Origin of the sequence: Burkholderia anthina, assembly GCF_902498995.1 — a bacterium.
Taxonomy (GTDB): Bacteria; Pseudomonadota; Gammaproteobacteria; order Burkholderiales; family Burkholderiaceae; genus Burkholderia; species Burkholderia anthina.
On the sequence record NZ_CABVLY010000002.1, the window covers coordinates 106,220 to 126,860 of the forward strand.

The window sequence follows — 20,641 nt, forward strand, 5'->3', positions numbered from 1 at the left end:
TCTGCGCGCGTCAGGCCGCCTGCGCGGCCGACGCCAGCGTGAGGCGCCCGGCCAGCAGCTCCTCGGCGAACATTTCGGCGGTGCGCGCGGCGGCGGCCGTCATGATGTCGAGGTTGCCCGCGTATTTCGGCAGGTAGTCGCCGAGGCCTTCGACCTCGAGATAGACGGACACGCGGTTGCCGTCGAACACCGGCCCGTTGACGAGCCGGTAACCCGGCACGTAACGCTGCACGTCGGCGATCATCGCGTGCACCGATTCGACGATGCGCGCTTCGTCGGGCGCGCTTTCCGTCAGGCAATGCACGGTATCGCGCATGATCAGCGGCGGATCGGCCGGGTTGATCACGATGATGGCCTTGCCCTGCTTCGCGCCGCCCACTTGCGCGACGGCCGCCGCCGTGGTGCGCGTGAATTCGTCGATGTTCTTGCGGGTGCCGGGGCCGACCGAGCGCGACGACACGGTCGCGACGATCTCGCCGTAGGCGACCGGCTGCACGCGCGAGATCGCGCGCACCATCGGAATGGTTGCCTGGCCGCCGCAGGTGACCATGTTGACGTTCATCTCGCCGGAGCCGATGTGATCCATCAAGTTCACGGGCGGCACGCAGTACGGGCCGATCGCGGCCGGCGTCAGGTCGATCATCAGCACGCCGAGCGCGTTCAGCTTGCGGCTGTTCTCCGCGTGGACGTACGCGCTCGTCGCGTCGAACGCGATCTGCACGCCGTCGGCCTGCACGTGCGGCAGCAGGCCGTCGACGCCCTCGGCGGTGGTCTTCAGGCCGAGTTCGCGCGCACGCTTCAGGCCGTCCGAATCGGGATCGATGCCGACCATCCACACGGGTTCGAGCACGGGGCTGCGCATCAGTTTGGCGAGCAGGTCGGTGCCGATGTTGCCGGGGCCGATCAGCGCGCAACGGATCTTTCGGGTCATGGGGAATGCCTCGTTTGACTGAAATGGGGAATGTGCGACGCTCACGCGAACCGCACCGAACACGCGCCGATCCCGCCGATCGACACGCGGAAGTTGTCGCCGGGTCCGACCGGCGCCATTGCCGCGAGCGCGCCGGACAGGATCACTTCGCCGGCCTTCAGCGGAATGCCGAGGCGGCCGAGCGTATTGGCGAGCCACGCGACGGCATTCACCGGCGAGCCGAGCGCGGCCGCACCGGCGCCGGTGCCGATCACGTCGCCGTTCTTCTCGAGCACCATCCCGCAGGTCGCCAGATCGACGCTGCGCGTGCTCACCGCGCGGTCGCCGAGCACGAACACGCCGCACGACGCGTTGTCGGCCACCGTGTCGCCGATGCGGATCTTCCAGTCGCGAATGCGCGAATCGACGATCTCGAAGCACGGCATCACGCATTCGGTCGCCGCCAGCACCATCGCGTTCGTCACGCCCGGGCCGAGCAGGTCGCGCTTCAACACGAACGCGATCTCGCCTTCGGCCTTCGGCTGGATCAGCGTGTCGAGCGCGATGCACTCGCCTTCGCCATACACCATGCCCGACAGCAGGTAGCCGAAGTCGGGCTGGTACACGCCGAGCATGTCCATCACCGCCTTCGACGTGACGCCGATCTTCTTGCCGACGACGGTCTCGCCTGCATCGAGGCGGCGCTGCACGAAGCGCTGCTGGATCCGGTAGGCATCGTCGACCGACAGGTCTTCGTGCTGCGACGTCAGCGGCGCGACGGGCGTGCGCGACGTCATCGCGTCGTACAGCCGGTCGCCCAGCGTGGTAATCAACGTGGAGTCCATAAAAGTTTTCCGGTCGGTAACGGGTGGGTCAAAGCTTCACGCAGACGTTGCGCAGCTCCGTGTAGAACTCGAGCGAATGCACGCCGCCTTCGCGGCCGATGCCCGATTGCTTCGCGCCGCCGAATGCGGTCCGCAGGTCGCGCAGGAACCACGAGTTGACCCATGCGATGCCGACGTCGATCGACGCCGCGACGCGATGCGCGCGCGACAGGTTGCTGGTCCAGATCGCGGTCGACAGCCCGTACGCATTCGCGTTCGCGCGGCCGATCGCCTCGGCTTCGGAATCGAACGGCATCACGAGCGTGCACGGCCCGAAGATCTCGTCGCGCGCGATCGGCGAATCGTCGCCGAGCCCGGTCCAGATCGTCGGCTGTACCCACGCGCCGTCGCGCAGGTCGTCCGGCATGTCGGGCACGCCGCCGCCCGTCACGACCGTCGCGCCGAGTTCGGCTGCCAGGCGGTAATACGACAGCACCTTGTCGCGATGTTCCTGGCTGATCAGCGGGCCGAGGCCGGTCGACTCCGCTTCCGGGCGGCCGGGCCGCAGCCGCTCGGCGCCGGCCTTCAGCGCGGCGACGAAGCGCTCGAACAGCGGACGCTCGACATAGACGCGCTCGGTGCCGAGACAGACCTGCCCCGTATTCGCGAAGCACGAGCGCAGCGTGCCTTCGACGGCCGCGTCGAAATCGCAGTCGGCGAACACGATCGCCGCGTTCTTGCCGCCCATCTCGAGACTGACGGGCCGCGCGCCGTCGGCCGCGGCCTTCATGATGGCCGCGCCGGTGCGCGTCTCGCCGGTGAACGTAATCGCGTTCACGCCCGGATGGGTGGTCAGGAATTCACCGGCCGAGCCCGGCCCGAAGCCGTGCACGACGTTGTAGACGCCGCGCGGCACGCCGGCCGCGTTCATCACTTCGCCGAGCAGCGCGGCCGTTTGCGGCGTCTCCTCCGACGGCTTCACGACCACCGTGTTGCCGCACGCGAGCGCCGGCCCCACCTTCCACGTCATCAGCAGCAGCGGCAGGTTCCACGGGCAGATCACGCCGACCACGCCGACCGGGCGGCGGATCGCGTAGTTGAGCGCGCCGGCGCCGTCCGGCGTCGCCATTTCGAACGTTTCGCCGGGCACGTTCTTCACCACGTCGGCGAACACCTTGAAGTTCGCCGCGCCGCGCGGGATGTCGATATGGCTCGCGAGACTCACCGGCTTGCCGGTGTCGGCCACTTCCGCTTCGAGAAAATCGTCGAAGCGGCGCGTGATGCCGTCGGCCACCGCATACAGGATCTCGACGCGCTGCGCGATGCTCAGGCCGCCCCACGGCCCGGCCAGCGCCGCGCGCGCCGCCTGTACCGCGGCGTCGACATCGGCGCGGCTCGCTTCGGCCACGCGCGCGATCACCGCGTTGTCGAGCGGCGAGCGCTTGTCGAACCAGCGTTCGCCCGCGCGATAATCGCCGTCGATGAAGTTGCGGACGAGCCGCGGTTCCGGCTGCCCGCCGGCGGGGCCGCGTGTCGCGGCGAGGGGTTCGGTGTCGTACATGATGTGGGTACCGATGGTCGTGAATCCGTGATCCGTGGGGGTGGGAAGCCTGTTCGCGCGTCGTGTTTCACGGGCCGCCGAAGCCGGCCGCGTCGAGCCCCGCGTGCGCGCATTGCTCGTCCTGCGCCTCGCTGCCGCCCGATACGCCGATGCCGCCGATCAACGCGCCGTCGTCGACGATCGGCAGCCCGCCGCCGAACGCGACGAAGCGCGCGCGCAGCACGAGGCCCTGCCGTACCGCGTCCGAGTGCGTCGCCAGCGCGTCGTGCCACGCGCCGGTCGGCAAGCCGAAGCTCGCGGCCGTGTACGCCTTGTCGATCGCGATGTCGATCGAATGCAGCGGCGCGCCGGGCATGCGCACGAAGGCCGCGAGCAGGCCGGCCGCATCGACCACCGCGACGTTCACGCGCACGCCGAGCCGCTCGGCTGCCTCGGCCGCCGCCTGCGCCGCGCGCGACGCGGCGAGCCAGTCGATCGTGCGCACGTCGACGCTCCGGTTCGTATCGTTTCGATGCATGGCGCCGTGCTCCTTGGAGATCAGGTGTAGACGGTCGTGAACGCTTCGTTCAACTCGCCCGAGTGGAAGAAGATCCCGCGCCCGAGCTCCTCCTCGGTCCACGTCGTGACCGGGCGATCGGGTTGCGCGAGGTAGCCGAGCCCCGCGAACGTCTCGTTGCGGTTGCCGCTCGGGTCGAAGAAGTAGATGGTGGTGCCGCGCGTGATGCCGTGCCGCGTCGGCGCGACGTCGATCTTCACCTTGTTCTTCGCCATCACGTCGGCCGACTTCAGCACGTCGGCCCAGTCGTCGAGGAAGAACGCGATGTGATGCAGGCCGTTGCGCGGGCCGCCGACGAACGCGATGTCGTGCGGCGTCGTGCTGCGGAACATCCAGGTCGCGGCCTGGATCGTGTTGCCCGGGCCGACCATCACCTGCTCGGCCAGATGAAAGTCGAGACACTCGGCCATGAAGCGCGTGTTCTCCTCGACGCGGTTCACGCCGGTCTCCGGATTCAGTTCGCACATCAGCAGGCAATGGTCGAGCCAGTGCACGGCCGAGCCCGGAATGTCGTCCGGCCACGGATCGGGGTTCAGCGAGCCGACCGCGGTGCCGACCAGTTCCTTCTGCGCGAACAGGCGCAGCTCGTGGCCGCTCGGCAGCAGGAACCGCAGTTGACGGCCGACCGCCGGCAGCGCGCCTTCAGGCAGCATCTCGGTCGCGATCCCGTACGCTTCGATGCGCTGCTGCAGCGCATCCAGGTCGGCGTCGTGCTCGACCTTGTAGGCGGCATGCTTGAGCCCCGCCTGATCGGACGGCGACAGGATCAGCGAATACTTGTCCCATTCGTCCCAGCATTTCAGGTAGACGTTGCCCGCCGCGTCGCGCATCGTTTCCTGCATGCCGAGCACGCGCACGTAATGACGCAGCGCCGCTTCCATGTCCATCACCTTCAGACTGACATGACCAATACGCATCACACCCATGGTGAGTCTCCTCCTGGTTACTTGTTGATCGCCGTCGTGCCGGCACATGCCGTGCCGCAGAAAAACGGCTTCTTCAGCCGGCCGGCCACCTCGAGTTCGACGTCGCCGTCCGGCACGACGCGGCACGCGAGCGCATAGCCGTCGTGCTCTTCTTCCGCGCTCACATGGGCACGGCTGACCGGCCCGAGCTTGCGCACCGCACCGCGCAGCACGCGCACCTTGCACACGCCGCATCCGCCGTTCAGGCAGCCGACCGGAATGCCGCGCCGGCCGAGCTTCGCCATGCCGGCCAGCAGCGACTCGCCGGACACGCACGCATAGCGCTCGTCGGTCTGCGCGATCGTGACCGTCCCGCATACGCGGCCCGCGTCCATGTCACACCCGCCGGAACAGCGGGCTGCGCGTCTGTTGCGCGTCGGCCGCCGAAATGAACTTCTCGTGATAGATGTCGCGCTCGAACAGGCGCCCCTGCATCAGCGTCGTGATGCACGCGTCGATCATCGCGGGCGGCCCGCACAGGTACGCCTGGTGCCCGGAGAAGTCGCCGTCGAAATGCGCCTTCGCGACGTCGTGCACGAACCCTTGCGCGACATTGCCGCCCGCGTCCGGCGCGCCTTCCGACAGCGCCGGCACGTACGTGAAGTTCGGATGGCGTTCGGCCAGCGCGCGGAACTCGTCGTGGTAATAGAGCTCCTTCGCGTTGCGCTGACCGTAGACCAGCGTGATCGGCGCGGTGACGCCGCTTGCGAGCAGGTCCGCGATCATCGAGCGCGGGCTCGACAGCCCCGACCCGCCGGCCATGAAGATCATCGGCAGCGCGGCCGAGCGGCGCACGAAGAAGCGGCCGTACGGACCCGACAGGCGCACGCGGTCGCCCGCCGCCAGTTGCTCGTGCAGATAGCCCGTGCCGAGCCCGCCCGGCACCTGCCGCACGTTCAGCTCGATCTCGCCGGTGGCCGCGACGTCGGCCGGCGCGTTCGCGATCGAGAACGCGCGGCTCTGCCCGAGGCCGGGAATCTCGAGCTGCACGTACTGGCCCGCCTGGAAGCGGATCGGCTGCGACAGCTTCAGCCGGATCGACTTGATGGTCGGCGTGAGCGGTTCGATGCGCGTGACGTCGGCCGCGAAGTCCTTGACCGGGATGATTTCCGCATCCGGCTCCTCGTCGACGTCGGCCTCGATCACGGTGTCGGCCTGCAGCGTCGCGCAGCACGCGAGCGCCTTGCCTTCCTCGCGCTCGAAATCCATCAGCGCGAACGGGTTCGCATCGCCGAGATCGGTCTCGCCGTCGAGCACGGCGACCTTGCAGGTGCCGCACAGCCCGTGACAGCACGCATGCGGAATGTAGATGCCCTGGCGCAGCGCGGCATCGAGCATCGTCTGTCCTTCCTCGACCTCGATCGTGACGCCCAGCGGCTCGATGGTAAGTTGGTGGCTCATGATGGTTCGCTCGTCCGCACGGCGCTCAGAAGCTCGCGCCGCCGAGGCCGTCGAGGCCCGGCGTGCGGAAGCTGATCAGGTCCTTGTGCCCGAGGCCGTTGTCGGCCAGGCTCTTCGCCGGGTCCGGCGCCCACGGCTCGCCCGAACGGAACCACTCGACGCGCGCCCAGTCGATCTTCGCGAAGTCGGGGTGATAGCCGTAGACGGGCGGCAGCACGTTGCCGGCCAGCGCGCCGAACGGCATGTCGGGCGGCAGCGGCAGGCAGAACGGCGCCGGAAACATCAGATGGTTTTCCCAGCACACGTAGAGCAGCGGCGCCGGAAACTTCTCGACGGCATCCTTCACCGGGAAGTCGTAGGGTTTGAGCGCGATGACGGCCATGTTTGTCTCCTGTCGGCCCGCGTTCGCGCATCGGCGCTTCGCGGGCCCTCGTCAAGATTGCTTGTCGGTTGCCTGTCGGTTGCGGGTCAGTTGCGCGTGGCCTGGCCGCGCCAGGCCGCGAAGTTCTTCTGATCTTCCGAGCCGTCGAAATCGAGGTTGTCGCGGCCCATCGTCACCGCGTAGTAGTCGAGCACCGCGGCGAGCGGATCGAAGCCTTCCGCGCCTGAGTCCGCATCGGGCGGGAAGCAGTTGCCCTGGTAGATCTGGTGCACCGGCAGCCACGCCTGCACGTATTTCTGCGGCTCGTGATCGAAGATTTCCTTGCAGTGATCGCTGCAGAAATGGAACTTGTTGCCGAGGTAGTTCGATTCGCGCGCGCCGATCTTCGTCGGGTTGCCCGGCTCGGTGAACAGCATCGGGATCTGGCACGTCTGGCACAGCATCGGCAGCGTCTTCATGTAGAAGCGGTTGCCGGCCTTCGCCTGCTCACCCCAGTAATCGAAGCGCGGGCGGTAGTAGCGATCGAACGAGTCGGGGTACTTCGCCGACAGCCAGCCCATCTCGTCTTCGGTCGGCACCCAGGTGTGGAACGCCGATGCCGCGTTGAAGCCGTAGAACGTCGACCACGCCTGGTGGCTGATGTGATCCTTGCCTTCGCAGGCGTCCTGCCAGCCCTTCGGCTCGCGAATGCCGTAGCGCGCGAGATCCTTGAACAGCGCGCCGCCGTTCTGCTCCGCGTACATCTCCCACGATTCGCGCCAGCTCATCACGCGCTTGGGCTGCATGTAGTCCATCATCATCGCGACCAGCGTCAGCAGCCGGTAGCCGCGCCAGAACCACTTGTCGATCCAGCGCTGCACGATCGGCACGTTGTCCGGATCCTGTTCGAGCAGGAACTTGATGCATTCGATGCCGAGCGTCATGTGGCGCGATTCGTCCGATTGCGCGGAGAAGCCGAACGTGACGGTCGACATGTCGCCGTTGTAGGCGGCGCCCGACATGAACGGCACGAACAGCAGGTTCGTCAGCACGTATTCGAACGAGAAGCTGACCGCGGTCAGGAACTCGAACGGCCCCGACGAATACGCATCCTCGAAGAACGACTTCGGCACCGACAGATACCAGACGCGATCGAACCAGTGGTTCGAGTGATGGAACCCGTTGAAGAACTTGTTGTACGTCGACATCGCGTGCGTTTCGGTCTGGTAGTGCCGCAGCTCGTCGATCGACTGCATCTGGCACGCGATGCGCGCGCCCTCGCCGGTGAAGTGCCGGCCGACGTGCGCGAAGCCGCGATGCGCGAGGTATTCGAGCGGCGTCACGCCCTGGATGAACAGCTTCAGCGCGTTGATGTAGCGGGCGTCGCTCACGCCGAGGAACGCGTTGTTCTGCGTGAACGCGTCGATCACCGCATACAGCTTCTTTTCCTTCTCGCCCTGGTATTTCCAGTACGCATCCATCGTCAGGCGGAACGGATCGACCCACTTGTCCCAGTCGTGGATCTTGATGCCCTCGTAACGGTCGTACGGGAAAACCTTGTCCATCGGCTGATAGGTCGTCTCCCAGCCGAGGCCGCGCGTCATGGCTGCGTAGCGGTCCTTCAGGCCGAGCTTTTTCTTGAGCGTTGGCGTGTCCATTCGTGTCTCCGGTATTGTCGGTGCGCGTTGCGCGGCGTTCAGTGCGACCAGCTCAGCGTGAACTCGTCGTCGTCCTCGTCGATGTGGCCGGACAGCGTGATCAGGTTGACCTGGAGCTGCTGCAGGTCGAAGCGCGTGCCGGTCAGTTCCTCGATCGTTTCGCGGCGGATCGTCAGCCGGTCCGGCGCGTCGATCTTGACCATGCCGGGCGACTCGACCACCATCGCGCGCGGGTTGTCGGCGACGATCGCCTCCACGATCGGTCTGGAGTCCTCATTGGCCTGAAAGGCGATGAATACGTTGGACATGCTGGCTTTCCTTGGGTTAAGGGAGGGTTCCCGTCGTCAGAGCGCGATGCCGAGCTTGGCGACGCGCGCCTGGAACTGCTCGCGCACTTCGTCGAGCGCGGCCCGGCCGGCGTCCTGCAGCGCGTGTGCCGCGACCGGCGCAAGCGCCGCATCGGCGCGCGCGGACCAGTCGCGCGTCCAGCGGGCGAGCAGCGCGCGGTTGTCGTCGGATTCGGCGGCCATCGTCTTCACGACCGCGTCGATCCAGCGGTTCGATTCGGTGTGCCACTCGGGCATGAACGCGGTCAGCATCGCGACGGCCGAGCCGCCTTCGAGCGCGATCCGTTCGTCGACGAAGCGGTCGTAGACGAGCGGATACAGCAGGCCGTCGAGCGCGAGGTTCTGCGCGATGAACAGCTCGACCGGATCGGTCACGACCAGCGTGTCCTCGACGTAGCGGCGCAGCGGCTGCCACGCGGCGTCGTGGGTCCAGGCCGCCTTGGCCGCATCCAGCACGTCGGGCTCGGCCATCGCGAGCGCGAGACGCGTGAGGTACTGCGCGACGCCGAGGTTGTCCATCGCATGGAACATCGCGGGCGCCGTGAACACGGTGCCGTAGCCGAGCGCGCAGATCTGCGCGTTGTTCATGTTCGCGCCCCACGCGGCGTGGCGCAGCGGCACCAGCACGTCGAGCGCCCGCGCGGCCACGTCGTCGCGCATCAGGCCGATCATCCGGCGCGATTCGACGAACTCGAAGTTCGACTCCATCGCGTCCTGCTGGCGCGCCCGCGCCGTCGCCCACGACGCGTAATAGAACTGGCGCGGATCCTTCAGCACGTACCAGTTCGCCATCCGGATCGCCGAGCGCGACGGATCGAAGATCTCGTAGTCCGGATCCCAGGTCGGCCGGTAATGGAAGTTCGCCTGGGGCTGCGCGCCCATCATGCCTTCCTGGTAGCGCGTCGCCGTCTTGTCGCCGCCGATGTTCTGCGCGACATGCGCAAAGGTGTGCCGGAGCGGCTTGATGTCGACTGTCTTCAGCTCGATGGTCACTTCTTGCTCCTCAAGGTCATGGGTTCGCTTCGACATCGAGCCGCGTCACCCGTTGTTCGCGGCAGAACGCATCGAAGGCGGCAGGAGACAACGTCAGCTCGACGAACAGTTCCGGCGCGCCGCCGATCGACAACTCGAATTCGACGAAGCCGCGGATGTTCGTGCCGGTCACGCGGACGCACTTGCGGCCGGGATCGAGCGGGGGAAGATCGGTGGGGTGCTGATTCATGATCGGTGTCGCCTCCATGCCGGACTTCAATGCAGCATCCGTGCCACGTTCGGCCGGGGTGACAAAAAATCTCGATAATTCAGGGAAAGCCCTGACGCGAAGTTCAATTTAGCGACCCACAATAGCGGTTAACCAGAACGGAAAACGGGCGTCGGCGATCGCGCCAAACCTCATGTCCGGCGGCCCTCTTCATCATTTGAGCAACCCGCTTCGGCGCATTTGATGAAATGATCAAATCGATGTACCCGTCGCGGCGCCGATCGCCAAAATTATTGAAATCACGAGAAATCTCGATGGAGGAGACATGACGCGGCCCAGCCTGCCCCCTTTGCCGCCGGACACCGACCTGCGCAAGCTGATCCATTTTTCGGCAAGCGACGGTCGCATCTGGCTGGCCGGACAGCGGATGGTGCTGCTGCATGCCGGCGCACTGGCGACGCTGCGCCAGGAACTGATGGAAAGCGCCGGCCCCGCGCAGACCCGGCGTTTCTTCACCCGGGTCGGCTTCGCCGCCGGCGAACGGGACGCGGCGCTCGCCCGCGAGATCCGCAGCGGCGCATCGCTGTTCGACATGTTCCATGTCGGCCCCCAGCTGCACATGCTCGAAGGCGCGGTGCAGGTCACGCCGCTGCGTTTCGAGGCCGATCCCGCGACGGGCGCGTTCTACTGCGAATACCGCTGGGAACACTCGTGGGAGGCCGACGTGCACCGCCGCACGTTCGGGCCGCAGCCCGAACCCGTGTGCTGGATGCTGATCGGTTACGCGACCGGCTACACGAGCGCCTTCATCGGCCGGACGATCCTGTTCAAGGAAACGTCCTGCGTAGGCATGCACGACCCGCACTGCACGATCGTCGGCAAGCCGGCCGACGAATGGCCCGACGCGGAAGAGATTTCGTCGTGGTTCAAGGCCGACTCGCTGATCAACACGATCCGCGACCTGCAGACCGAGGTCGAATCGCTGCGCCTGGAAATGACGCCCGACGATGGCCGGACCCGGCTCGTCGGGCGCTCCGATGCGTTTCGCGCCGCCTATGCGCTGCTGGAGACGGCCGCGCCGACCAAGGTCGCCGTGCTGCTCACCGGAGAAACGGGCGTCGGCAAGGAGCGCTTCGCGCGCGCGCTGCACAGCCTCAGCCCGCGGGCGGCGAAGCCGTTCGTCGCGATCAACTGCGCGGCCATTCCGCATGCGCTGATCGAGTCCGAACTGTTCGGTGCGGAGAAAGGTGCGTTCACCGGCTCGCAGGCCGCGCGCGCCGGGCGCTTCGAGCGCGCGGACGGCGGCACGCTGTTTCTCGACGAAATCGGCGAGTTGCCGCTCGACGTGCAGGCGAAGCTGCTGCGCGTGCTCCAGGAAGGCGAGGTCGAACGGCTCGGCGCGACCGACGGCAGGAAGGTGGACGTCCGCGTCGTCGCGGCGACCAATCGCGATCTCGAACAGGCCGTGCGGGACGGCACCTTCCGGGCCGATCTCTATTACCGGATCAACGTGTACCCGGTGCTGATTCCGCCGCTGCGCGAACGGCAGGACGACATCGCGCCGCTCGCCGACGCGATGCTCGAACGCTTCGCGGCGCTGCACGGCAAGCCCGCGCCGACGCTGACCGACTATGCGTACGACGCGCTGCGCGGCTACCGCTGGCCCGGCAACGTGCGCGAGCTCGAGAACCTGATCGAGCGCGCGGTGATCCTGTCGCGCCCGAACCGGCCGGTCGACGCGAAGGACCTGTTCCCCGGCGTCGGCTCGCCCGGCGGCGCGACGGTCGACCGGGCCGGGCAGATCCGGCCGGCGCCCGCGATGTCGATCGACTGCGCGACGATCCTCGATCAATTGCAGGGCAGCGGCGGGCTCGACGGCCTCGAGCGCGCGCTGCTGCACGAAGCCGTCGACCGCGCGAACGGCAACCTGTCGGCCGCCGCGCGCCTGCTCGGCCTGACGCGCGCGCAGCTCAGCTATCGCCTCAACCGCAAACAGGATCAGGAGGACGCGTGACATGAACACCATCCTGCCCGCCCATCCGTTCGACGACGCGTTGCCGGCGCTCGAACCGGCCGCCGCCGACGACACCGAACCGCATGCCCGCACGCTCAGCGAGCATGCGTATCACCAGCTCCGGCAGCACATCATCGAAGGGCATTACCCGCCCGGCGCGAAGCTGCGCGTCGAACACCTGAAGGACGTGTACGGCGTCGGGGCCGGCACGCTGCGCGAGGCGCTCACGCGGCTCGTCAGCGATGCGCTGGTCGTGGCCGAAGGGCAGCGCGGGTTTCGCGTCACGCCGATGTCGGTCGACGATCTGGAAGCGATCACGCGGCTGCGCATCCATATCGAGGTCGATGCGCTGCGCGACTCGGTGCGGCGCGGCGACGATGCATGGGCGCAACGCGTGCGCCAGAGCTTCGACCAGTTGTCGGCGTGGGAGCAGCCGGTGTCGATCGAGCACCGCGCCGCGTGGGAAGCGTGCAACCGGCGCTTTCACGAAGCGCTGATCTCGGCGGCGGCGACGCCATGGACCTACCTGATCCTGCGCATGCTGTCGCAGCAAAGCGAACGCTACCGGCGCGTGTGCATCGGGCTCGGCGATTCGAAGCGCGACGTGCACGCGGAGCACACGTGCCTGTTCGAAGCCGCGATGCGCCGCGCCGATGCGCGCGCCGCCCTCGCGCTCGAGGACCATATCGGCACGACGCTCGCGGTGGTGCGCAATGCGCCGCCCGGTACGTTGCCGTTTTAGGACGATGCCCCGCTCACGCCAGCTCGGGATAGCCGTGCGCGGCGGCGTCCTGCTCGAAGCGGGCGATCGCGTCGTACGCGTCGGGCGACAGCCGCTCGAACCCCGTCAGCCGCAGCACGCTCGCCCGTTGCGGATCGGCCGCGACCGCATGATCGAGCGCCGCCTGCAACGCGTGCACGCGCGCTCCGTCGAGCGCCTTCGACGCGATGAACGGCAATCCCGGCGCGGTCGCCGTCGTGCCGACGATCCGGATGTCGTTCAACCGCTCGGGTAGCGCGTCGCGCACATACGCGAACGTCACGCAGTCGATCGCCGCACAGTCGGCGTCGCCGGCGGCCAGTGCCTGCAGCACGCCCAGGTGCGAGCCGAATGCCTGCACCGAACCGAAGAAGCGCCCGTCATGCGCATGCGGCGCGACCGCATGCCGGAATGCGTTCATCCCGCTGTGCGAATCGTGCCCGTTCAATGCGGCGCGCAACCCGCGACAGCCGGCCAGCGTCGTCGCGCCGCCATCATGCACCCGCGCCGACACGACCAGCACGCTGCTGTAGTGCGCACCGTCGCAACCCGGCGCATCGAAAGCCGGCGTCGCGATCAACCGCACGGCATCGCGTAATCCGAGCATCCGGTACGGATAGCCGCACGTCTGCGACAGCAGCAGGTCGCCGCGCCGCCACAGCGCGTGCAGATCGCCGAACGGCTCGTCGGGCAGCGCAACGCCGGCGAGGCCGCCGGTACGTGCGAACGCATCGAGCGCGTCGCGCAGCAGCGCGCGCCACAGTGCGGCGTGGCGCGGCGTCACGTTGTACATCGGCAGTGCGGCGATCCAGGGGCTCATGCGGGCATTCTACGCATCGTCGGGCGCGCGGCGTCAACCGGTTCGCATACCGTAACGGGCGTCGAAGCCGGCACGGCGCGCGCCAAAGCTTATCGGCGCAGCAGCGATAAGCAAATCCGAATCGATTGGTTTGGCTCACGACGCAGGCCCGATATCGTTCGCATACGAATACGCGCCGGCACGCGCCGCGAGCCGGCAGGTAAATCCGGCGAGCGCGCCCGATCCGGCCCCGCCCGACCCTCCGCGTCCCGCACCGCCTCCGTTCCGTCCCCGTCAGCACATGGCCGAATACTTCGACGTCGACCACGCGCGCGCGATCGCCGCGCTGGACGCCCGCTTCACTGCCCGCACCGAGTGGCCGACCTGGCTGCTCGTCGTCGCGATCTACGGCGGCTGGCTTGCCGTGCTGCTGCTCGTGCGCGCGGAGCGCCTATCGCTCGCGGCCGCGACGCCGCCGCTGATCCTGCTCGGCGCGTGGCACATGTCGCTGCAGCACGAACTGCTGCACGGCCATCCGACGCGTTCCCCATTCGTGAACCGGCTGCTCGGCTATCCGCCGCTGACGGTCTGGTATCCGTACACGCTGTATCGCGACACGCACCTCGACCATCACCGCGACGAAGACCTGACCGTGCCCGGCGTCGATCCGGAAACCAACTACGTGTCGCGCGACCGGTGGGTGCAGCTGCCGCGCTGGCGTCGCGCACTCACGGTTGCGCGTACAACCTTCTCCGGACGACTGGTATTCGGTCCGCCGACGAGCATCGCGGCAATGTTCGTCGATGCGTTCGCCGCGCTTCGACGCGGCGACTTCCGCTATCTGCCGATGTGGCTAACGCACGCGGCGAGCGTGGCCGCCCTGCTCGCTTGGCTGCAGTGGTCGATCGGCGTGCCGTGGTGGTACTACCTGCTGGCGATCACATGGCCCGCGCTGTCGCTCGCGATGATCCGCTCGCTGTTCGAGCATCGCGCCGCGCCGCACCCGAAGGCGCGCATCGCGATCAACGAAGCCGGCTTCGCGATGCGGCTGCTGTACCTGAACAACAACTATCACCTCGTCCATCACGACCTGCCGAAGCTGCCGTGGTACGACCTGCCGCGCGCGTACCGGATGCGGCGCGCGGCGTATGCGGAAAAAAACGGCGGCTTCGTGATTCGCGGCTATCGCGCGCTGCTGACACGCCATGCGTGGACGCCGACCGACACGCCCGTGCACCCGTTCGATCGCGGCACGGCGTCGCTGTCGACCGGAAACGGCGCGCACGTGGCCGCCGTCGACGGCTATCCCCGGATCAGTACGTGACGGCTCGCCGGGCCTGCATCACCTGCGTCACCAGGCGCGCTCGCGCACCAGCTCGCCGATCCAGTCGATGAACACCCGCAGCCGCGGCGACAGATGGCCGCGATGCGGATACAGCACCGACAGCGGCAACGGCGGCGGGCGCAGCCGCGTGAGGATCTCCGTCAGCGTGCCGCCGCGCAGCTTCTCCGCCACGTGATAGCGCGGCACCTGAATGATCCCGAGCCCGGCCTCGCAGGCCGTCACGTATGCGTCGCCGTTGTTGACCGATACCGATGCGGGCAGTTCCGTCGTCCGCGCGTTGCCATCCGTGCCGAACACGAGCGGCACGCGCTTGCCGCTCGACGCCGACACATACGCGACTTCCCGATGCTTCGCGAGATCGGCGAAGTTGCGCGGCCGGCCATGCGCGGCCAGATAGCCGGGGCTCGCGCACGTGACCTGCTCGAGCAGGCCGACGCGGCGCGCAACCAGCGACGAATCGGTCAGCTCGCCGATCCGCACGACGCAGTCGACGCTTTCCCGCGCGAGATCGACGCGGCGGTCGCCGACGCTGATGTCGAGCGTGACCTGCGGATAGCGCATGAAGAATTCGGGAAGCGCCGGAATCACGACGAGCCGCGCGAACGAACTCGCGAGATCGACCTTCAGCGCGCCCTGCGGATGGCGCGCCGCGTGCGAGAACGACGCTTCCGCCTCGTCGATCCCGTCCAGGATATCCACGCAGCGCCGGTAGTAAGCCGCACCGTCGACCGTCGCGCTCACGTGCCGCGTCGTGCGCACCAGCAGCCGCGCGCCGAGATGCGACTCGAGCTGCTTCATGATCTGCGTCGCCGACGCGCGCTGCATGCCGAGCTGCTGCGCGGCGCGCGTGAAGCTGCCGGAATCGACGATGCACGTGAAGAGCCGCATCGCCAGCAATCTGTCCATCTCGTTCGCCCTGACTGTTTATCAAAAGTAAACAGTGTTGATATCTGTCGATGAATTGTCAATTCCATCGACAACGCCGAAAATATCGGCACCTCCGGGCTATCAGACAACCTTCCGCCGTGGATCCGGCCCCCGGCCGCGCGCGTTACCCCTATGACGATGCAACCGAACACCTCGCCCGGCGCGATCCGCTCGATCGGCAACGACTGGTCCGTCTCCGCGATTACCGCGGGCTTTCTCGCGGTCCTGATTTCGTACGCGGGCCCGCTCGCGATCTTCTTCCAGGGCGCGCAGGCCGCGCATGCGTCCAATGCGATGGTGTCGTCGTGGGTCTGGGCGATCTCGATCGGCGCCGGCGTGTCGGGCCTGTTCGCGAGCTGGAAGCTGAAGGTGCCGGTGATCACCGCGTGGTCGGCGCCCGGCACCGCGCTGCTCGTCGGCCTCTTTCCGCAACTGACGCTGAACCAGGCCGTCGGCGCGTACATCACCGCCGCGCTGATCATCCTCGTGATCGGCATCACCGGCTATTTCGACCGGCTCGTGCGCCACATTCCGCGCGGCATCGCGTGCGGGATGATGGCCGGCATCCTGCTGCCGTTCGGCATGCACGCGTTCTCCGCCGCCACCGCGCAGCCGGTGCTCGGATTCGGGATGATCGCCGCGTACGTGATCTTCAAGCGCGTGCTGCCGCGCTACAGCATCGTGCTCGTGCTGCTGACCGGCGCCGCGCTCGCGACGCTGCTCGGAATGACGCATCTCGGCAACGTGTCGCCGAGCATCGCGCGGCCGATCTTCATCGCGCCCGAATGGACGCTCGGCACGACGCTCAGCCTCGCGCTGCCGCTCGTCGTCGTGAGTCTCACCGGCCAGTTCCTGCCGGGCATGGCGATCCTGCGCGTGTCGGGCTATCACACGAGCGCACGGCCGATCATCACCGCGACCAGCGTGATGTCGCTCGTCGTCGCGTGCTTCGGCGGGATCACGATCGTCGTCGCGGCGATCACCGCGGCGCTGTGCACGGGCAAGGATTCGCACGAGGATCCGGACCGGCGCTATATCGCGGGCATCGCGAACGGCGTGATCTACCTGATCGGCGGGCTCTTCGCGGGCACGATCGTCACGCTGTTCTTCGCGCTGCCGAAGGCGTTCGTCGCGATCCTCGCGGGGCTCGCGCTGATCGGCGCGATCGGGTCGAACGTGCACGGGATCTTCGAGGACGAAGCACACCGCGAAGCGTCGGTGATCACGTTCCTCGCGACCGCGTCGGGGATGACGTGGCTCGGGCTCGGTTCCGCGTTCTGGGGGATCGTGATCGGGTCGGTGGCGTATGTTGTGACCAGCAGGACGCGGGGGCGTCGGGACGTTTGAGCTGGCGCACGGTGCCACCCTCAATCACTCAATGCAACGCCTTCCCGGGCGCGGGTTCGCCGGATTTCGCGGTTCATCCGGTGCGCGGGTCAGACCATGTCCTTTACATTTCGGAGCGCCACGGCACTCCGCTAGCCACGCATTACCTCGCTGTGTCGCGACGGGCGCCGCTGGCCAGCAGAAGCTGATCGACAAGTTCGAGTTTCAACGGCTTGTCCGCATCGAGCTTCTTCTTTTCGATCACGTACTTCCACCCGTCACCGTTGCCCGGGTTGCGGTAGAACGCCACGATCGCGATGTATTTCGTATCGGCCTGCATCGGCTGCGAAAGGCTTGCCGACGCCCCCGGGTTCAGCACGGCGGCAAGGTTCGCCTGCAGATCCTGTGCAAGGATCGTCCGGTCGCTCTTCAGCAGGTCCTCGTAGGACGCGCCATCGAACATCTTGCGGTCCTTCAACTGATACACGCGCACCGCGACCGATGTCGCTCGACCGGCGTCGTCGGGGTTCAATGCCTCCCGAGCGGACAGATCGACGTCGAGCACCTTGACCTGCTTGAAGAACACCGCGCGATATGCGCTGGAAGAGGTGTCCGAGACGGACTGCCAGGCGCCGCACGCAGACAGCAGCAGAACGGACAAGACCGTTGAAACAGCGAAACGGATGGACATTGGCGTTCCTGGAAAATTGTCGGAAGTCTTCACGGATATTTATCTCGTTAGCGACGCATGTTCGCCGTCATGCAGGCAAGGCAGTAATGTGTGGATTGGGCCCTGGTACCGGGAACGCTTCGTAGACGCCGAGTGCAATATTGACGATACGTTCCTCGTCAGCGGGCAGCACGGTCGTCCATCCGAGCCGAGGCGCCGGCCCGGCATTTCCCTGACCGATCACCGGCTCCGGCGTGTATCGCGACGACACTTCCATACGCAGGTGTACGTCCGCCTTGACGCCGACATATAGCTGCACAAAGGCCATCAAATCGCGATGCAGCCCTGCACCGGGCAACAGGTCCTGCGCCTGCCGCGCATCCGCGGGACGCAACGTCACCCGTACCGCCCGGCTTCGATACGCCATCCGCTTTCCCAATACGTAGCCTCCACCCAACCCGTTACGCCGGCAGGTTTCCGATATCCCGACAGCAGGCCCGGCACCGGTAAGCGGCCGCGGCCGCCCCGTCGACGTCACGACCGGCCAGAACTCGTCGACCCGAACCTCGACTCGCGGGATGGTCAGCGCAACGACGCCCGCCAGCCCCTCCGGTGTGCGTGTGCGTTGAATCAGGAGTCCCAGCAGCGCCAGCATCCGCGAATCGGGCAGGCCGGCGCGCTTCGGTTTGTCGCCCCAGCCGAACCCGGCCAGACACAGCAGGTTGCGCGAATGCACATCGATGCCGCCAGGCCGGAAGTGTTCGGGATAGCGATACTTCCGCCAGGCGCGATACAGCAGCGTGACATACCGGTGATTGAATTGGTCGAGAAACGCCTCGACCACCTCGTGCCCTTCCTCGCGCAGCACGATTTCGTCGATCATGTGCGACGGCATCGCCGCATCCACGCCGTACAGTCCCATGAAAGTCGTGCGCACGGTCGGAGGTGAACCAGGCCCGAACGTGTCCAATCCGTCGTCAAACTCGACCGACGCGATTTCACTTGCCGGAAAACCCATTCGCGGCCGCGGCCGGAAGCGCACCGGTTCATGATCGAGCGCATCCCGTGTGCCGAACCCGGGCCGATCGGGAAAACGCACCTCGAGCAACCGGCAAAGCTGCATGAAGTTCATCCGCGGTGCACGCGTCAGGAGCGAGGCGACCAGCGGGTCGAGATTCGGGAAGTCGTGCAGGTGCAGTTTCATAGCGGCGCCCGCTCGGCCTTGCTGCGTGGCCATTCGATCCGGGCCTGCGACGGCAGGCTGACGATCGCGAGCTTCGTGAACAGGTTGATGTCCGCGTAGAGCGCGAAGAACCGATGCAGAAGTTCGCCGAACAGCATCACGTCGCCATCCCCGGCGAACGCATGGCTGTCGAGCGTGACCTCGATCAGCACGCCTCGCTCGACCGAACCACCCGACACCTCCTCGATCAGTGCCTGTGACACCCACAGGATGCCCGCGAGCCGTCGACGGTTCAGTTCGTCGTTCGTCCAGTCGTAGAGCGCAAGCGCCCCGCGCAGCACTTCCGCGTCCATCATCGACAGGAAATTCGGCGCCAGATGCGACAGTACGCGCCACTGGAACCGGTCTTCCGTCGGTGGATACAGCGGCAGCGTCGGCGAGACGAGATTGCGCACCCCGGCAATGTTCTGCGAACTGGTCGCGATTTCGTCGAGACTGGCTTCCCGTAGCCCCTTGCGCGGCAGCATTCCGTTCGTGCCGGTCACGCGCAACGACAGGCTTTCCTCGGGCAGTGCATCCATGGTTTCCCATGCATGGCCACCAAGCACCACCCACGTTTCGTGCAACCCGGCCGCACCCGAGCGCACGCGCGAATGGAAATACCGCTCCGGCGCCTCGTGGCGCAGCATGCCGCCGCGGTGACGGAACGTCGCAAACGGCACGTATTCATATCGCTCGGCCGTTTCGTGGTCGAAAGCCTCGATCGCGTCGACGGAATACGTTTCGACATGCTCGCCTTGATGGCCAGCCGGCACCACACGATATTCGGTTTCGTGGTGATCGATCTCGATCGGCTCGGCGTCCAGTTCGAACAGGTTGATCACGGGCGTGCAGAATAGCCGCACGTTTTCCGCGCTGAAGCGCTGGTCCGACGGATAGGTCTGCGTCAGCACAATCTCCAGCTCGAACCGGGTGGTCCGTTCGGGCAGCTTCGTGACGTCCAGTCCGCAAAGGTCGACAAACAGGAACTTCTCGCGGAACGTGAAGTACTCGAGCAGCAACTGATAGCCGGAGAAGGCCGCATCGGCCTTCGGCCACAGTCGTTCCTCGGTCGAGAAGCCGGCCGGTTCGATCGTGACACCGGCGAGCGGTATCGCCTCGCCGTCGCGGATCTCGGGAATGCGCAAGTGGATCGTGTCGACCTGGCGCGTGAGGGCAAGGTGCATCGCAAACGCCGTCGGCAAATCCGCGTTCAGGTGCAGGCGCAACCGGGACAGATCCGTTTCCATCCGGCGTGCCGACCCGCCGAGCGAGAAACCGAGCCGGATCACCGAGCGGCCGTCGTGACGCACGGCCGGCCCGGCATGCGTCACCGTGACCGGTTGCAGCGCGACCGCTTGCGTGGTCCGGTAAATGCACTGCACGGTTTTCGGCGATAAACCTTCCGCGCCCGCGGGCGGCGGTACGACGATCGGCGCGGAGCGTATCGATACGCCCGCCGGCACGATTTCGGTCTTCTGAAGTTTTTCCGACAGCGAGATGAGTTCCACGACCGACAACGAGGGGATCATTCGCAAGTAGTGCGGCCATAGCAGGCTGACCAGCCCTTCCGTCAGCTCCGGCAACTCGTCGTCGAGCTTCTGCCGAAGGCGCCCGGTCAGGAATGCGAAACCCTCGAACAGTCGCTCGACGTACGGATCGCGATCGCCGACACGGTCGAGGTTGAGCAGCCGTGCGCGATCAGGATGCGCCTTCGCGAATTCCTTGCCGGACTCGCGCAAATAGCGCATTTCCGCTTCGTAATATCGCAGGATAGGATCGTCGTTTGCCATG

The 20,641-nt window shown here is 66.8% G+C and carries 21 protein-coding genes; 4 read left to right on the forward strand and 17 right to left on the reverse strand.

Going from position 1 to position 20,641, the window contains the following annotated elements:
- Positions 1-10 precede the first annotated feature (10 nt).
- The 12 genes from BME24068_RS03340 to BME24068_RS03395 form a co-directional block, all read right to left on the reverse strand.
- Positions 11-931 carry an acetaldehyde dehydrogenase (acetylating) gene (locus BME24068_RS03340; RefSeq protein ID WP_174925136.1) on the reverse strand — a complete coding sequence of 307 codons (921 nt, stop codon included), beginning with the start codon at positions 929-931 and terminating at the stop codon, positions 11-13.
- Between the two features lie 41 nt (positions 932-972).
- Entirely contained in the window at positions 973-1,755 is a 783-nt protein-coding gene (dmpE, locus tag BME24068_RS03345) for a 2-oxopent-4-enoate hydratase (RefSeq protein ID WP_174925137.1), read from the reverse strand.
- A gap of 28 nt (positions 1,756-1,783) precedes the next feature.
- Positions 1,784-3,295 (reverse strand): 2-hydroxymuconic semialdehyde dehydrogenase, encoded by a 1,512-nt coding sequence (locus BME24068_RS03350; RefSeq protein ID WP_096500764.1) that lies wholly within the window; start codon positions 3,293-3,295, stop codon positions 1,784-1,786.
- A 67-nt stretch (positions 3,296-3,362) separates the two neighbouring features.
- Positions 3,363-3,812, reverse strand: coding sequence for a GlcG/HbpS family heme-binding protein (locus tag BME24068_RS03355; protein WP_096500766.1), 450 nt, complete (start codon positions 3,810-3,812; stop codon positions 3,363-3,365).
- A 20-nt stretch (positions 3,813-3,832) separates the two neighbouring features.
- Positions 3,833-4,777 (reverse strand): catechol 2,3-dioxygenase, encoded by a 945-nt coding sequence (locus tag BME24068_RS03360; protein ID WP_096500768.1) that lies wholly within the window; start codon positions 4,775-4,777, stop codon positions 3,833-3,835.
- 17 nt (positions 4,778-4,794) lie between these two features.
- On the reverse strand, positions 4,795-5,151 hold the full coding sequence (locus BME24068_RS03365) for a 2Fe-2S iron-sulfur cluster-binding protein (protein ID WP_174925138.1): 357 nt from the start codon (positions 5,149-5,151) through the stop codon (positions 4,795-4,797).
- 1 nt (position 5,152) lies between these two features.
- Entirely contained in the window at positions 5,153-6,217 is a 1,065-nt protein-coding gene (locus BME24068_RS03370) for an NADH:ubiquinone reductase (Na(+)-transporting) subunit F (protein WP_174925139.1), read from the reverse strand.
- Positions 6,218-6,242: 25 nt separating this feature from the next.
- Positions 6,243-6,599 carry a phenol hydroxylase subunit P4 gene (locus BME24068_RS03375; protein WP_096500774.1) on the reverse strand — a complete coding sequence of 119 codons (357 nt, stop codon included), beginning with the start codon at positions 6,597-6,599 and terminating at the stop codon, positions 6,243-6,245.
- A gap of 86 nt (positions 6,600-6,685) precedes the next feature.
- Positions 6,686-8,236, reverse strand: coding sequence for an aromatic/alkene/methane monooxygenase hydroxylase/oxygenase subunit alpha (locus tag BME24068_RS03380; RefSeq protein WP_174925140.1), 1,551 nt, complete (start codon positions 8,234-8,236; stop codon positions 6,686-6,688).
- Positions 8,237-8,274: 38 nt separating this feature from the next.
- Entirely contained in the window at positions 8,275-8,544 is a 270-nt protein-coding gene (locus BME24068_RS03385) for an MmoB/DmpM family protein (protein WP_096500778.1), read from the reverse strand.
- 36 nt (positions 8,545-8,580) lie between these two features.
- A complete protein-coding gene (locus BME24068_RS03390; RefSeq protein WP_096500780.1) occupies positions 8,581-9,576 on the reverse strand; it encodes a ferritin family protein in 996 nt (331 codons plus the stop codon).
- A 16-nt stretch (positions 9,577-9,592) separates the two neighbouring features.
- On the reverse strand, positions 9,593-9,805 hold the full coding sequence (locus BME24068_RS03395) for a phenol hydroxylase subunit (protein ID WP_239007626.1): 213 nt from the start codon (positions 9,803-9,805) through the stop codon (positions 9,593-9,595).
- A 304-nt stretch (positions 9,806-10,109) separates the two neighbouring features.
- Here BME24068_RS03395 and BME24068_RS03400 point away from each other — a divergent pair, with 304 nt between their 5' ends.
- On the forward strand, positions 10,110-11,798 hold the full coding sequence (locus BME24068_RS03400; protein WP_096500784.1) for a sigma-54-dependent Fis family transcriptional regulator: 1,689 nt from the start codon (positions 10,110-10,112) through the stop codon (positions 11,796-11,798).
- A 1-nt stretch (position 11,799) separates the two neighbouring features.
- A complete protein-coding gene (locus tag BME24068_RS03405) occupies positions 11,800-12,540 on the forward strand; it encodes a GntR family transcriptional regulator (protein WP_174925141.1) in 741 nt (246 codons plus the stop codon).
- A gap of 13 nt (positions 12,541-12,553) precedes the next feature.
- On the opposite strand, the gene BME24068_RS03410 is transcribed toward BME24068_RS03405, so the two are convergent.
- Positions 12,554-13,378: a phosphate/phosphite/phosphonate ABC transporter substrate-binding protein gene (locus BME24068_RS03410; protein ID WP_174925142.1), complete on the reverse strand. Its 825-nt coding sequence runs from the start codon at positions 13,376-13,378 to the stop codon at positions 12,554-12,556.
- A 280-nt stretch (positions 13,379-13,658) separates the two neighbouring features.
- Here BME24068_RS03410 and BME24068_RS03415 point away from each other — a divergent pair, with 280 nt between their 5' ends.
- Complete coding sequence (locus tag BME24068_RS03415) at positions 13,659-14,681, forward strand: fatty acid desaturase (protein ID WP_174925143.1); 1,023 nt, start codon at positions 13,659-13,661, stop codon at positions 14,679-14,681.
- A 27-nt stretch (positions 14,682-14,708) separates the two neighbouring features.
- Here BME24068_RS03415 and BME24068_RS03420 read toward each other — a convergent pair whose 3' ends face one another.
- Positions 14,709-15,608, reverse strand: a complete 900-nt coding sequence (locus tag BME24068_RS03420) for a LysR family transcriptional regulator (RefSeq protein WP_174925144.1) — start codon at positions 15,606-15,608, stop codon at positions 14,709-14,711.
- A 159-nt stretch (positions 15,609-15,767) separates the two neighbouring features.
- On the opposite strand from BME24068_RS03420, the gene BME24068_RS03425 reads away from it, so the two are divergent.
- Positions 15,768-16,976 carry a benzoate/H(+) symporter BenE family transporter gene (locus BME24068_RS03425; protein WP_096501040.1) on the forward strand — a complete coding sequence of 403 codons (1,209 nt, stop codon included), beginning with the start codon at positions 15,768-15,770 and terminating at the stop codon, positions 16,974-16,976.
- 142 nt (positions 16,977-17,118) lie between these two features.
- Here the strand turns inward: BME24068_RS03425 and tssJ are convergent, their stop codons facing one another.
- The 3 genes from tssJ to tssF form a co-directional block, all read right to left on the reverse strand.
- The gene (gene tssJ / locus BME24068_RS03430; protein WP_174925363.1) at positions 17,119-17,646 is read right to left on the reverse strand and encodes a type VI secretion system lipoprotein TssJ; all 528 of its coding nucleotides are present in this window, start codon (positions 17,644-17,646) and stop codon (positions 17,119-17,121) included.
- A gap of 67 nt (positions 17,647-17,713) precedes the next feature.
- Complete coding sequence (gene tssG, locus BME24068_RS03435; protein ID WP_174925145.1) at positions 17,714-18,862, reverse strand: type VI secretion system baseplate subunit TssG; 1,149 nt, start codon at positions 18,860-18,862, stop codon at positions 17,714-17,716.
- Complete coding sequence (tssF, locus tag BME24068_RS03440; RefSeq protein WP_174925146.1) at positions 18,826-20,640, reverse strand: type VI secretion system baseplate subunit TssF; 1,815 nt, start codon at positions 20,638-20,640, stop codon at positions 18,826-18,828. The genes tssG and tssF overlap by 37 nt, the downstream gene beginning before the upstream one ends.
- Position 20,641: the final 1 nt, after the last annotated feature.